This window comes from Cellvibrio sp. PSBB023, assembly GCF_002007605.1.
Lineage (GTDB): Bacteria > Pseudomonadota > Gammaproteobacteria > Pseudomonadales > Cellvibrionaceae > Cellvibrio.
The window spans coordinates 119136-133787 of record NZ_CP019799.1 but is presented as its reverse complement, the minus strand read 5'-3'; the positions used below and the strand labels follow the sequence as shown (position 1 = coordinate 133787).

At 45.1% G+C, this 14652-nt stretch carries 10 protein-coding genes and 1 other RNA gene; 10 read left to right on the top strand and 1 reads right to left on the bottom strand.

The window, feature by feature from the left end; genetic code table 11:
- Entirely contained in the window at positions 1–696 is a 696-nt protein-coding gene (gene urtE / locus B0D95_RS00640) for an urea ABC transporter ATP-binding subunit UrtE (protein ID WP_078042084.1), read from the top strand.
- An 85-nt stretch (positions 697–781) separates the two neighbouring features.
- Here urtE and B0D95_RS20505 read toward each other — a convergent pair whose 3' ends face one another.
- Positions 782–1849, bottom strand: coding sequence for a hypothetical protein (locus tag B0D95_RS20505; RefSeq protein WP_078042083.1), 1068 nt, complete (start codon positions 1847–1849; stop codon positions 782–784).
- On the opposite strand from B0D95_RS20505, the gene B0D95_RS20620 reads away from it, so the two are divergent.
- The 9 genes from B0D95_RS20620 (at position 1848) to B0D95_RS00590 (ending at position 14604) form a co-directional block, all read left to right on the top strand.
- Entirely contained in the window at positions 1848–2222 is a 375-nt protein-coding gene (locus tag B0D95_RS20620; protein WP_078042082.1) for a hypothetical protein, read from the top strand. The genes B0D95_RS20505 and B0D95_RS20620 overlap by 2 nt on opposite strands.
- 325 nt (positions 2223–2547) lie before the next feature.
- Positions 2548–4050, top strand: coding sequence for an MFS transporter (locus B0D95_RS00625; RefSeq protein ID WP_078042081.1), 1503 nt, complete (start codon positions 2548–2550; stop codon positions 4048–4050).
- A gap of 57 nt (positions 4051–4107) precedes the next feature.
- Positions 4108–5124, top strand: a complete 1017-nt coding sequence (locus B0D95_RS00620) for a glycoside hydrolase family 43 protein (protein ID WP_078042080.1) — start codon at positions 4108–4110, stop codon at positions 5122–5124.
- Positions 5125–5205: 81 nt separating this feature from the next.
- Positions 5206–5560: a transfer-messenger RNA gene (ssrA, locus tag B0D95_RS00615) on the top strand.
- Positions 5561–5776: 216 nt separating this feature from the next.
- Positions 5777–8239, top strand: a complete 2463-nt coding sequence (locus B0D95_RS00610) for an N-6 DNA methylase (protein WP_078042079.1) — start codon at positions 5777–5779, stop codon at positions 8237–8239.
- The gene (locus B0D95_RS00605) at positions 8230–9417 is read left to right on the top strand and encodes a restriction endonuclease subunit S (protein ID WP_078042078.1); all 1188 of its coding nucleotides are present in this window, start codon (positions 8230–8232) and stop codon (positions 9415–9417) included. The genes B0D95_RS00610 and B0D95_RS00605 overlap by 10 nt, the downstream gene beginning before the upstream one ends.
- Positions 9414–10781: an ATP-binding protein gene (locus tag B0D95_RS00600; protein ID WP_078042077.1), complete on the top strand. Its 1368-nt coding sequence runs from the start codon at positions 9414–9416 to the stop codon at positions 10779–10781. The genes B0D95_RS00605 and B0D95_RS00600 overlap by 4 nt, the downstream gene beginning before the upstream one ends.
- The gene (locus tag B0D95_RS00595; protein ID WP_078042076.1) at positions 10778–13873 is read left to right on the top strand and encodes a type I restriction endonuclease subunit R; all 3096 of its coding nucleotides are present in this window, start codon (positions 10778–10780) and stop codon (positions 13871–13873) included. Before B0D95_RS00600 ends, B0D95_RS00595 begins: the two co-directional genes overlap by 4 nt.
- Complete coding sequence (locus B0D95_RS00590) at positions 13870–14604, top strand: M48 family metallopeptidase (RefSeq protein WP_078042075.1); 735 nt, start codon at positions 13870–13872, stop codon at positions 14602–14604. Before B0D95_RS00595 ends, B0D95_RS00590 begins: the two co-directional genes overlap by 4 nt.
- Positions 14605–14652 lie beyond the last annotated feature (48 nt).

Genomic DNA, 14652 nt, shown 5'->3' with positions numbered 1-14652 from the left:
ATGCTTGAAATAAAAAACATCAATCAGTATTACGGCCAAAGTCATATCCTGTGGGATTTATCACTCAACCTGAAACAGGGCACCTGTGGCTGTTTGATTGGTCGCAACGGCGTTGGTAAAACCACCCTGCTTAAATGCATCACCGGTTTATTGCCCGTGCGCGATGGCGTCATTACCCTTAACGGTTATGATATCAACAAACTCTCGACGGAAAACCGTGCGCGCGGTGGTATAGGTTTTGTACCTCAAGGCCGTGAAATATTTCCACTGCTGACGGTGGAAGAGAACTTGAAAATATCACTCGGGGCACGCAAGGATAAATCCCGCTTTATCCCCGGATTGATTTACGAATTGTTTCCGGTATTAAAAGAAATGAAGCACCGCCGCGGCGGCGATTTATCTGGCGGCCAGCAACAACAATTAGCTATTGGCCGTGCACTGGTGTTAGACCCCAAGTTATTAATCCTGGACGAACCCACCGAAGGCATACAACCTAACGTAGTGCGCGATATAGGCGAGGTAATTCGCAAGTTAAATCGCGAATTAGATTTAACCGTATTACTGGTCGAGCAGAAACTCCCCTTTGCCCGCCGTGTGGCCGATGATTTTTTTATCATGGAAAAAGGCAGTGTGGTCGCCACTGGACCTATCGCCAATTTGAATGACGATTTGGTGCAGCGGTATTTGAGTGTGTAAATCCCCAAACGCCATAAAAGTCTAGTCACACCCAATAAAAAAGCCCCGGCAACTACCAGGGCTTTTGTGTTTCAGACTCGCTGTTTTATTTTCTGATAACAATATTATCGATATAAAACGGAGGTGATATCAGGGACGGTGAAACCTGCGTGGCATCAATCCGTATTCCTACATATTTCAAATTAGCGTATGCAGTGGTGAGCGGCACAGATACCTTGTTCCAATCATCCGACTTCATATCAGACACAGAGAAAACATCACTATTCAGGCTGCGAACAAAATTATCTTTATCGAGGAAGTACAAGGTGAATGTCATATTGCCATCTTCGACCAAGGCCGCGGGAGTGTATATCTCCAATGACAAAGTACCAGAGCCGGAACAATTTGACAGGGCATCTGGGTCCAGCAACTCCATCGTATTATAATTCATCACACTCGACATCCAGTAAAACCAGGTGCCATTCATAACACTCCAATCGGGGTTGGCGGTTACCCATGGCTTCACACTTGTAGTCAAATACTGATGCTGATCATTTGGAACGACCATACCACCATCACCGGCAATGGATACACCAACACCCTGCGAATTCTGCACCCACTCATCATCAAAGAAGTTGGCATAGCAAACAGTTTCCTGGGTAGCGGGAGACTCACCTTTTACCCAGCGAATATTGTCGAGCTGGAAATGTACGCCATCTTGTTTTGCCCAGGTTGGCAGAACCATAAACCCCAATGAAAGATGCTGAATATCAAGCCCTCGCTCAATCATTTCGGCAACAGAAAATTCATAGGTTTCCCACTCGTTCAACACATCGGCTTTAATAAACTTTGGTGTGCTGGCACAGGGCCAAGTGCATTCAATGGTAAATTCCAATGCCGAGCCTTTGGTGCCATGGCTAATCACTTTCATATCAAATACAACCTTGCCATGGGCGTATTCGCTCATATCAAAGCCATTACCCTGCGATGCAGGCGCCAGTATTTGCGCTGCACCGTAATACTCAGGCGCATCCAGATATTTAATATCCAACACCTTATCGCGCCCCGGATCGTTTGATTGCACTATGCCAAAACGTACCGCCTTGCCTTCCTCGCCAATATAATTTTCGTAATTGTCGGTGGAGTCGGTGTAGTTTTGTTCGTAAGCAGACATGTCATTCCACGGCGAACAAATTTCATCAATAAATATATCGCCAGGCTCTTCACTACAAGCAATCACAACGGAAGAGGAACTGCTGGAAGAAGAACTTGAGCTTGGAGTTGAACTCGAGCTTGGAGTTACTACTGGAATTGAGCTTGAGCTGGAGGAAGAGCTTGAGTCTGGAGTCGAACTCGAACTTGGAGTTACCACTGGAATTGAGCTTGAGCTGGAAGAAGAGCTTGAACTTGACGAAGAGATAGAAGATAGAGAGACATTGCCAGCATTATTGCCGCCTCCGCTACCGCCGCCACCACCGCAAGCAGTTACCACAAAAGCTGTCACAGACAGCATTAGCATCTTGATTATTGTCATTACATCCACCTGAATTAAATTGCCGTTATTATTAGTTCCATATCTCCTTGGCTAACCATCATTACATGGCAGTAAGCTAGAGAAGATCGTCGGCACCAGTGATTCAGGTGCCAAGACTGGCGCATCATATAGAGCGCCTGAGTAAAAAAGCTACAGGGCTTGAGCCGCTTTACGAAATATATTTTGGGCCAGCCAAGAGCCCGCCCGGGAACCTGGAGCTTGGCTATTTCAGACGCCAACCCCCTTATACGCTCATTGACTATAAGAGACTTTTAAGGGATGCTATGCCCACAAGTACACAAGCAAGACCAAACCACCAATAACAAGATGAGATCACCATGACGCAAGCCATTGCCCAAGCCGCTCCGCCGGCCTCTGCACACAAACTTTCCGTTGTTGAAAAAGTGGGTTATAGCCTCGGCGATTTAGCCGCTAACCTGATTTTCCAAACCCTGGTGACCTTCCTCGCCTTCTTCTATACCGATGTTTATGGCATTTCTGCCGGTAAAGCCGCGATGATCATGGCTGCCGGCGGTATATTTGGTGCCTTTTTCACCCCGGTGATGGGGGTCATTGCCGACCGCACCAATACCCGCTGGGGCAAGTTCCGTCCCTGGCTGCTCTGGACATCCATTCCCTTTGGCGCCTTGGCGCTGCTGGCGTTTAGCACCCCGGATTTTGATGAAAACGGCAAGGTGATCTACGCCTTTGCGACTTACATCCTGTTGCTGGTGATCTACGCGGCCAACAATCTGCCCTACTCGGCACTGAGCGGCGTGCTCACCGGCAACATGGCCGAGCGCAACAGCTTGTCTGCCTACCGCTTTGTGGCGGTGATGGTGGCGCAATTTATTATCCAGGTACTGCTCTTGCCGCTGGTGTTGATTTTGGGTGATGGCGACAAAGCCGTAGGCTTCCACAACACCATGCTGGTGTTCTCCATCACCGGTACGATTTTCTTTTTGATTGCCTTTATCACCACCAAAGAGCGCATCCTGCCCGTCGTAGAAACACGCAACAGCGTGGCTCAGGACTTGTCCGACCTGTTCAAAAATATTCCCTGGATCATCATGCTGATTGTGACCATCCTGGTATTTGTCACCCTCGCGCTCAAAGGCGGCATGTACATTTTCTACTTTGAAAATTACCTGAGCGAAGCACACCTCGCACAGTTTTTGGATGACATTGGCTTCAATGGTTTTATCGCCGGCTTAAACGCCCTGCTCACCAGCATGGGCCTGTCTGAATTCCAGTGGCCGAAAGATGCACCGACCTCCACCTTCAGCTTATTTAACGGCTGCGGCATTATCATGATGATTATCGGCATTGGCTTCTCCAAAAACCTTGCCGATAAATTTGGCAAGCGCAACGTGTTTGCCGCTGCGCTGTTTGTATCTACCCTGTTTGTTTTCGCGTTTAATTTTTACGCCGCCGAAAGCATCGGCATAGTGTTTGTCTCGCAAATCCTGCACGGCTTTTTCTACGGCATCACCATTCCATTACTCTGGGCGATGATTGCCGACGTAGCGGACTATTCCGAATGGAAAAATAACCGCCGCGCTACCGCCATTATTTTTTCGGCGATGATTCTCGGCTTAAAACTCGGCTTGACCATTGGTGGCTCACTGGGTGCCGCGCTGCTTGCGCACTACGGTTACGATGCCGCACTGGATGTTCAAAATGCGGAAACAATAGAAGGCATTAAAACCGCTGTGAGCGTATTTGCATCGCTCCCCTTCTTTATCGCGGTGGGTTGTATGTTCTTCTATGCGATCAATAAAACCCTGGAATCGCAAATTGAAGCTGACCTGAATAGTCGTCGCCAAGCCGCCGGAAGATAACGCGCAGCAACCCTATTATTAACACACTTGTTTTGAACCAGATGTAGAGAGAATTGTATGGCTGAAGAATTACTAGCACCCGAAGTCGTCGCCGACTACAAGGCCCGCGCCATTTCCCAACCCTTGGTAGAACACATCTACACCGCCGACCCATCGGCCCATGTGTTTAATGGCAAGATTTATATTTATCCATCCCACGATATCGAAGCGGGCATTCCGTTTAACGACAATGGCGACCATTTTGGCATGGAGGATTACCACGTAATCTCCCTCGACTCGCCCGACAGCCCCGCCGTGGACAACGGTGTTGCATTGCATGTGAAAGACGTTCCCTGGGCCCAGCGCCAAATGTGGGCACCAGACGCCGCCCATAAAAATGGCAAGTACTACTTATACTTCCCGGCCAAGCGCGCAGACGACATCTTCCAAATCGGCGTGGCGGTAAGCGATTCACCTACCGGCCCTTTCACCGCTGAACCCGAAGCCATCAAAGGCAGCTACTCTATCGACCCAGCTGTATTTGAAGACGACGATGGTAACTACTACATGTACCTCGGTGGCATTTGGGGTGGCCAGTTGCAAAACTACCGCAACAACCAATACCACGCCGACCTGGGCGAACCCGCCGACCACGAACCAGCACTCGGCCCCATCATCGCGCGCCTCAGCGACGACATGAAAGAGTTTGCTGAAGAGCCGCGTGAAATCCAGATCCTGGATGAAAACGGCCAACCACTGCTCGCTGGCGACCATGACCGCCGCTTCTTTGAGGCCTCATGGGTGCACAAACACAACGGTCTGTACTACTTCTCCTACTCCACCGGCAACACCCACTTTTTGTGCTACGCCACCGGCGACAACCCCTACGGCCCCTTCACCTACCGTGGGCAGATACTCACCCCGGTAGTAGGCTGGACAACCCACCACTCCGTCTGCAAATACCAGGACCAGTGGTACCTGTTCTACCACGACTCAGTACTCTCTCAAGGCATCACCCACTTGAGATCCATCAAGATGGCCCCACTTACTCACAAGGCAGATGGAAGTATTGAAACGATTGATCCCTACCGTTAAGTAGCGATTAGGAGTAGAATGCCGCCACTCGCTGGCTTGAACGGGGAATGTTCGCAAGAACAGGCCAAAAGTTAAGCGATTGGGGTCGATTTGGATTCGACGCTGGTAACAAAGCCCAAGGTGCATGTCGTGATGACAGCCAATCACGTTAATCCAAAGCTGTACTTGAATAGTCGCAAACGACGATTCTTACGCTTTAGCAGCTTAATCGCTGCTAACGGTCTGTAACAAGGTGCCAGTACCGCGTTAGAGCCCGTCATACAGAACTGGATCGCAGCAAAGTAAGCCTGGTGCGGCGCTGCTAAAACTCTACAGGATCGCGCTTTTCGTCCTGCCTGTTGGGCTGATAAGCGTTAAATTAATAAACGGACCTAAACATGTAGAGCCGAGGATGGAGTGCTGGCGGACGGGGGTTCAAATCCCCCCGGCTCCACCAAATACCAAATAAAAAACCCGATCAGAAATGATCGGGTTTTTGTTTTAAACTCCCTTCAAGTTATCTCGACCTAAAGTAAACAAATAATAGGCAGATCATTGGCGCCTTATCCTTATTACAATTAGTATTCATTTCGCCAAGAGCAAGCCTTAAATAAATGGTGGGATTAATCAAATACCACCAATACAAATTGCAATCTCAGGATTTGTTTTACCCATGGCCATTAAAAAATCTGATCTTTACTCATCCCTTTGGGCTTCATGCGACGAGCTGCGCGGTGGTATGGATGCCAGCCAATATAAGGACTACGTCCTTTTTATGCTATTTATCAAATACATTACTGATAAATATGCAGACTCCGATGAATTTGCTCCGCCGGTAAAAATTCCAAAAGGTGCCAGCTTTAAAGACATGGTCGCTTTAAAGGGGAAACCTGACATAGGCGATAAGATCAACAAAAAAGTCATTCAACCATTAATTGATGCGAATACGCGTTTGGCACGTAGTGATTTTCCCGATTTCGATGATTCCAACAAGCTTGGCGAAGGCGCGGATAAAGTAGAAAAACTCACCAATCTGATTGCCATTTTTCAAAAGCCTGAATTGGATTTTTCAAAAAATCGTGCAGAACACGACGACATTTTGGGTGATGCCTACGAATATCTCATGCGTCATTTCGCGCAGGACTCAGGTAAAAGCAAAGGCCAATTTTATACACCGTCTGAAGTCAGCCGTGTGCTGGCAAAAGTCATTGGCATATCACCGGAAAATGCTACCGCACGCACCACGGCTTATGACCCAACCTGTGGTTCAGGTTCATTACTGTTAAAGGTAGCTGCTGAAGCAGGAGCAAAAAAACGTATTACTCTAGAAGGTCAGGAGAAAGATGTTACGACCGCTGGTCTTGCGCGTATGAACATGATCCTGCACGATTTTCCGACAGCAAATATTCTCAGTGGCAACACACTAGCCAACCCAAAGTTTAAAGATGGGGAACAGCTGCGTACTTATGATTATGTAGTAGCTAACCCGCCATTTTCTGACAAAGCCTGGAGCACCGGCCTTACACCATTGAAAGATCCTTATCAGCGTTTTAGCTGGGGCGAACCACCCGCCAAGCAGGGTGACTATGCTTATCTACTGCATATCATCCGCTCTATGAAACCCGGCAAAGGTAAAGCGGCGTGCATACTTCCGCACGGCGTGCTTTTCCGTGGTAATGCGGAAGCTGTTATTCGCAAGAAATTAATCGAATCTGGGATACTCAAAGCTATTATCGGCCTGCCTGCCAATTTGTTTTATGGTACGGGAATTCCCGCCTGTATTTTGGTGCTGGATAAGGAAAATGCCCAAGCGCGTAAAGGCATATTAATGATTGATGCCAGCAAAGGCTTTATTAAAGACGGCAATAAAAACCGTTTGCGTGAGCAGGATATTCACAAAATTGTGGATAGCTTTCATAAGCTATCTAATCCCACGCACAAGCAAACCGATATACCACGCTATGCGCGCATGGTGCCGCTGGCAGAAATTGCCGACGCAAAAAATGATTTCAACCTCAACTTGCCGCGTTATATAGATTCCAGTGAACCGGAAGATCTGCAGGATATAGATGCTCATTTAAATGGTGGTATTCCCAACCGCGATTTGGACGATGCGGAATTACCACTGGCGGCCTATTGGCAAAAAATGCCAGCATTACGCACAGCTTTGTTTAAAAAAGCTGACCGCAAAGGCTACAGCCAATTACGTTTACCTATTAGCCAAATCAAACAAGCCATTCTGAACCACGCTGAGTTTATCGCGTTCAATGAGGCTGCATACGCCGTGTTTGGAAAATGGAAAAAAACCAATACCCCCAAACTCAAGGGCTTTGGAAAAAATGGTCACCCGAAAGAATTAATTGAAGAAATTTCGGAAGACCTGCTTGCACGTTTCAAAACCCAACCATTGTTGGATGCCTATGATATTTACCAACATCTGATGGACTATTGGGCAGAAACCATGCAGGACGATTGCTATCTAATTTCCGTTGATGGCTGGCTTGCCAAACCCGTACGTATTATTGAAATCGACAAAAAAGGCAAAACCAAAGATAAAGGCTGGGCCTGCGATTTAATTCCTAAAAATTACATAGTCGCGCGCTACTTTGCAGCAGAACAAGCAGCCTTAGATGAATCTCAGGCTGAGCTGGAGACAACTATCAACCAATTGCAGGAATTGGAAGAAGAGCACAATGGTGAAGAAAGTTATTTCAGTAGCTTGGACAAAATTGCCAAAGCAGAAATAAACGCGCGCTTAAAGGAAATCAAAACCGATAAAGACGCCAAAGAAGAAATCGCCGTTTTAAAACAATGGTTGAAATTGAGTGACAAAAAAAGTGAATTGAAAAGGTCAATCAAAGAACAAGATGCTGCGCTAGACCAACTTGCCCATGACAAATATGCCAAGCTCTCGCAAGACGATGTAAAAAATATAGTTGTTGATGATAAATGGCTGGCCAAGCTCGCTGCTGAAGTGCAAGCAGAATTGGATCGTGTTAGCCAAACCCTAACCTCTCGCATTCGCCAATTGGCGGAGCGTTACGATACCCCATTATCAGAATTGGTTGATGAAGTCGCAGTCCTAGCCGAAAAAGTGGATGCGCATTTGAAGAAAATGGGGATGGTATGGAATTGAAAAAGGGATATCAGAAAACAGAGATTGGCGTCATTCCACAAGATTGGGACTCAATTCATTTATCAAATTTGTGCCGCTCCATCTGCGATGGAACACATTTCACACCAACATATGTTTCCAATGGAATTCCCTTTTACAGCGTTGAAAACATTACCGCAAATGATTTTGTCAATACAAAATTTATTTCTGAGGCCGAGCACGCCTTATTAATTAAAAGATGCAAGCCCGAACGTGGCGATATTTTAATGACTCGAATTACAGCTGGCATCATCGGAGATACTAAACTTTTAGATTGGGATGTCAATGCCAGTATTTATGTTAGCTTGGCGCTACTAAAGCCCAACAATTACGTAGCTTCAGAATTTTTATATCGCTATACAAAATCAAGTGCATTTATTAGAGATGTTGAGCGAAGAGCATTAATCAATGCAACACCCAAAAAGATCAATATGAGCGAAATCGGTACTATTCCGATTCCAGTGCCCTCAAATAAAGCTGAACAAAAAATTATAGCCGCATCATTATCCGACGCTGATGAATTAGTAATAGGCCTTTCAAAACTGATCGCCAAAAAGCGTAATATTAAACAAGCCACTATGCAGCAATTGCTCACAGGGAAAACTCGTTTATCAGGTTTCAACGAAAAATGGGACATAAAACAATTGGGGGACGTCGCGCACATTAAAACAGGGAGTAGAAATAATGAAGATAAAGTTGCTGATGGACAATATCCATTCTTTGTTCGCTCTGATTCCATCGAAAGAATTAATACCTTTTCATATGAGTGTGAAGCTATATTAGTACCAGGAGAAGGACGAATTGGTGATATTTTTCATTACATTAACGGACGTTTTGATGCTCATCAGAGAGTTTATGTGATCTCTCAATTCAAAAATGAGGTTTTAGGGCAATATATTCATTTATACATGAGTCAAAATTTTGGCAATTGGGCTATGCAAAACTCAGTAAAAGCAACAGTTGATTCCTTGCGCTTACCTACCTTTCAAACATTTGAAATGCTATTTCCTCCTACAGCTGCGGAACAATTAGCAATAATTAAGGTTATTTCCGATATAGAAAACGAAATCGCCGCATTGGAAAAACGCCTCGAAAAAACACGCATGCTCAAACAAGGCATGATGCAGGAATTACTCACCGGGAGAATACGATTAGTATGAGTGAACACCAGAATCTGGAATGGAAGGAAACCTGGCGCGATGAATACTTAAAATGGATCTGCGCGTTTGCCAATGCGGAGGGTGGCCTGCTGGTAATTGGCAAAAATGATACGGGTGAAGTTATTGGTGTTAGTAATGCTGCAAAACTGCTGGAAGACTTGCCGAACAAAATCCGCGATGTATTGGGGCTAATACTGCCGGTAAATCTGCGAGAAGAAAATGGTAAAGCGCTGATTGAAATTCAAGTACCAGCTGCGCTTTACCCGGTCAGTTACAAAGGTGAATACTATGTACGCACCGGTAGCACCAAACAAGAACTAAAAAACGCGGCACTGGATCAATTTTTAATACGCAAACAAGGCCGCCACTGGGACGGCGTACCAGTGCCCAACGTTGCACTTTCAGATCTGGATGTTGCCAGCCTCAATAAATTTTGCAAAAAGGCATTACGCAGTGGCCGATTGAGCAGTGAGTTCGTTAGCGAACCCGATGCGGTTCTTATTGAAAAGCTCAAATTAACCGAAGGCGCTTATCTTAAGCGTGCTGCACTTTTGTTATTCCATTCCGAACCAACCCAATTTGTAACCGGCGCCTTTGTAAAAATCGGTTTCTTTCGTTCACCGTCAGATTTGGTTTATCACGATCAAGTAATAGGTGATTTATTTACGCAGGTACATCAAACCCTTGAGTTACTACAAACCAAATACTTAAAAGCAGCTATTAGCTATGAGGGTATTCAGCGAATTGAACAATTCCCCGTTCCCGATGCGGCGCTGCGTGAAGCATTGTTAAATGCATTGGTACATCGCGATTATGCTGTACCCGCACCGGTGCAAATTCGTGTTTACGATGACCGCTTGAGTATCTGGAACCCGGCCCACCTCCCCCAAGGTTGGACGGTAGATAAACTACGCGGCGAACACGCGTCCATTCCATTCAATCCCGATATCGCCAATACCTTTTTCCGCGCCGGTGAAATTGAAGCCTGGGGTCGTGGTGTGCATCGCATTTTCCAAGCTTGCCGTGATGCAAGTACGCCAGAACCGCAATTACGCTATGAAACTAATGAGTTATGGCTGGATTTTCCCTTTGCGCAGTCTTACTTGCAGGCGCTGGGCGCAAACCCAACCACGACAACAGATACCGAAACTTCGGTGAAAACTTCGGTGAAAACTTCGGTGAAAACACCAGAAGCGCTGTTAGCCTTACTAAAAGAGACCCCAACAATGTCATTGGCAGAGGCAGCCAGCATTATTGGTAAATCAGTGCGCACAGTAGAAATGGCAAGTGCCAAACTGGTAAAAGCAGGAAAGCTCAAGCATATAGGCCCACAAAAAGGCGGCTATTGGGAGATCAGTGAATGAGTAAAGTACGCTCCGAACGCGATACACAAAACCGAGTAGTGGCCAATTTGTGCAACAACCTGGGTTATACCTACCTTGGCGAGTGGTCGAAAAAATCAGGCAATCACTGTATAGAGCAAGACCTACTGAGCGAAAATTTAACAGCACGGGGCTATTCGAAAAGACATATTAATCAAGCATTAAAAAAATTGTTGGACGCGGCGGAAATAAAAAACTCCACGCCGCTCTACCAAGCCAATATGAGTACCTACCAATTATTGCGTTATGGCATTTCTGTAAAACCAACCGTATCGGCTCCCCATGAAACAGTCCATCTAATTGATTGGGAAAACCCCGACAACAATGATTTTGCACTCGCAGAAGAAGTTACACTCAAAGGTGGCCATGAACGTCGCCCTGATATCGTCCTGTATGTCAATGGCATTGCGTTAGTTGTAATTGAGTTAAAACGAGGCTCGAATGACATTGCTGAAGGTATTCGGCAACTGATTACCAATCAGGAAGAAATTTTTAATGAAGCTTTTTTTGCCACAGTACAATTGGTGCTGGCAGGTAACGATTCGCAAGGTTTGCGTTACGGCACAATCGGAACACCAGAGAATGTATTTGTAGAATGGAAACATCACAAAAAAGGTGAATTAGTAGAAGGGAGTTTATTGGATGAGCCACTTGCCCAAATGTGCAATAAAGAGCACCTGCTCGATTTAATTCGTAACTTTGTTATTTTTGATGCGGGCCGCAAAAAAGTACCTCGTTTGCATCAATACGAAGGTATTAAAGCCGCGCAAGAACGCATTAAAAAACAAGAAGGCGGTGTGATTTGGCACACCCAAGGCAGTGGCAAAAGCATCTTGATGGTGCTGTTAACAAAATGGCTGCTAGAACATGATCCTGAGGCGCGTATTCTTGTTATCACCGACCGCGATGAACTGGACAAACAAATTGAGGGAGTAATGCGCAATGCGGGTGTTATTGGCGAGAGCACACCCTCACCGAGAGTGACTTCGCGTCGAGAGCTAATAGAAAAACTGGGCCAAACCTCACCCCGCCTGTTATGTGCCTTACTCCATAAAATAGACCCTAAAGATTTAAAAGGTGAACCACCTCGTGTTTTCGGGCGTTTTTATGTATTTGTTGATGAATGCCACCGCTCACAAGGCGGCGACATGAATAAACAAATGAAACGTTGGTTATCAACTGCCATATTCATTGGATTCACCGGAACACCTCTATATCTTACTGATAAACAAACCACTCAAGATGTTTTTGGTACCTATATCCATACCTATAAGTTTGATGAAGCAGTAGCGGATAAAGTTGTACTAGACCTTAAATATGAAGCACGCAATGTTCCCCAGCGCTTAACGTCACAAAAAGCTATCGACGATTGGTTTGCAACAAAAACTCTGGGGCTAAATAATTTCCAAAGAGCCGTATTACGCAAGCGCTGGGCGACGATGGAAGAACTGATGAGTTCTGAAGACCGCAAGGCGCGTATCGTTGCCGACATTATTCATGATTTTGGCGTTAAACCACGATTGAATAATGACCGTGGCACCGCCATTTTAGTGGCAGCCTCCATCTATGACGCTTGCCACTATTTTCGTTTATTCAAAGGTAAACTCTTTGGTGATTATTGTGGCATAGTCACATCATTTGAGCCCAATCACAATGCGATTTCTCGTGAACCAAAAGGTAGTGATGAGCGCTATAAGTTTGATACCTATACCAAATGGGTTTTAGCAAAAGGAAAAACCATTAAACAGTATGAAGATGAGGTAAAACGGCAATTTATAGAGGAACCTGCAAATCTGAAACTACTTATAGTGGTGAGTAAGCTGCTTACTGGTTTTGATGCCCCAAGTTGTACCTATATTTATCTTGATAACGAATTACGCGGCCATAATCTATTTCAGGCGATCTGCCGGACTAACCGACTGGACGGAGAAGACAAAGATTATGGTTATATTGTCGACTATAAAGAGTTGATTGATAACGTTCAAACAGCAATTGCTGTATATACCTCAGATGAATTGGATGTTGATGAAACAGGCGATGATGGCAATGTCGAATTAAAAGATTGGCTAAAAGAAGGCAAAAAACGTCTAGATGCCGCTCGTGAAGCATTACTCTACTTATGTGAGCCTGTTCCACACCCAAAAAAACTCGAACAATATTTGGTTTATTTTTGTGGTGATGTTCAAACCCCTACCGCACTAAATGACACAGAGCAGCTCCGCATCACTTTCTATAAGACAGTAGCCAGCTTTATACGCGCCTATGCAGACCTTGCTTCTAATTTAGCAGATGCAGGCTATTCAACCGCAGATATTGAGCGACTGCAAAAAGACGTCGAGTTCTACAGTGACATTCGCTCAGCAATGAAAAAACATTCGGGCGAAGAGCTAGATATAAAACCGTTTGAAGCAGATATGCGTCACTTGATCAATACATACATCCAAGCAGACTCAGCCACAGAATTAGGTAACTTAAGTTCACTCTCACTCACAGAGTTAATTATCGAAACAGGCATTCATGACGCTATCGCAAAAAAATTAAATGCTAAAGGAAATTTATCGCGCAATTCGATATCAGATGGCATCATCAATAATGTCAGTAAAACAATTATTCGCGACCAGCTGACAGATCCTCGCTTTTATGCAGAAATGTCAAAACTCTTGGATGACCTCATAAAGCAAAAACGAGAAGAAACTATCTCTTATGAAGAGTTTTTAAAGAAAATAGAAGAATTAGTCAAGAAAATGGCTAAAGGCCATGGTGACGAGGAAATTCCAAATGATTTGCATGGCAATCAGAGCGCTATAGCCGTTTACATCAAATTGCCCGAGATTTTAGAAAGCGTGCCTGAAACAGACGAAATTAAAAACCCGTTAAGTGAATATGGAGATAGGCGCTTGCTACTGACTTTGAAAATAGATAGGGTGATGCGGGAAGAAGCTCCTGCGGGATGGAATGGTGATGAGGCTAGAGAAGCACAAGTTCAAAATGCACTTTTTCCTATTATGAATAAAAACAGAGCAGCAACAAATGCCCTCTTTGAAATACTAAAAAATATTCCAGGTTATCAATGAAAGGGGTACTGCAAGAAGAAGTGATTGTATTGGGCGATATTTCAATATATGTCACGCGCAAGGATATTAAAAATGTCCACTTAAGTGTTCATCCACCTGTTGGGCGCGTAACTTTGGCGGCACCAATGAATACACGCCTTGAGGTGGCCCGCGCTTACGCCGTTTCAAAATTAGCTTGGATTCGCCAGCAACAGCAGCAACTTACGACTCAAGCACGTGAAACTCCACGGGAGTTTATTGAACGAGAAAGCCATTACTTGTGGGGGCGTCGATATCTCCTAAGCATTAAAGAAATAGATACAAAACCTTTTGTAAAGCTGGATCATAAACGTATCACCTTAAACATTCGCGCTAATACAAGTATGGAAAAACGCGCTGAGATTATCCATGAGTGGCATAAATCACTATTACATCAAACTGTACCCCCACTCATTGCTAAGTGGCAGACAAAATTAGGTGTCACGGTAAAAGAATATTTTTTACAGCGAATGAAAACAAAATGGGGGAGTTGTAACCACCAAGCAGGGAACATTCGGCTAAATACTGAGCTGGTAAAAAAACCCAAGGAATTACTGGAATATGTAATCGTTCACGAAATGGCGCATTTGATAGAACCTACACATAATGAGCGCTTCGTAGCAGTTCTCAATAGATTTTTTCCAACCTGGAATGAAGCAAGAGCAGAACTCAATGAGCTGCCACTCGCTTCAGAAAATTGGGCATTAAAATAAGTAGACATACATACCCCTTTGACAACCCTCCCCCAACCTATTAAGGTT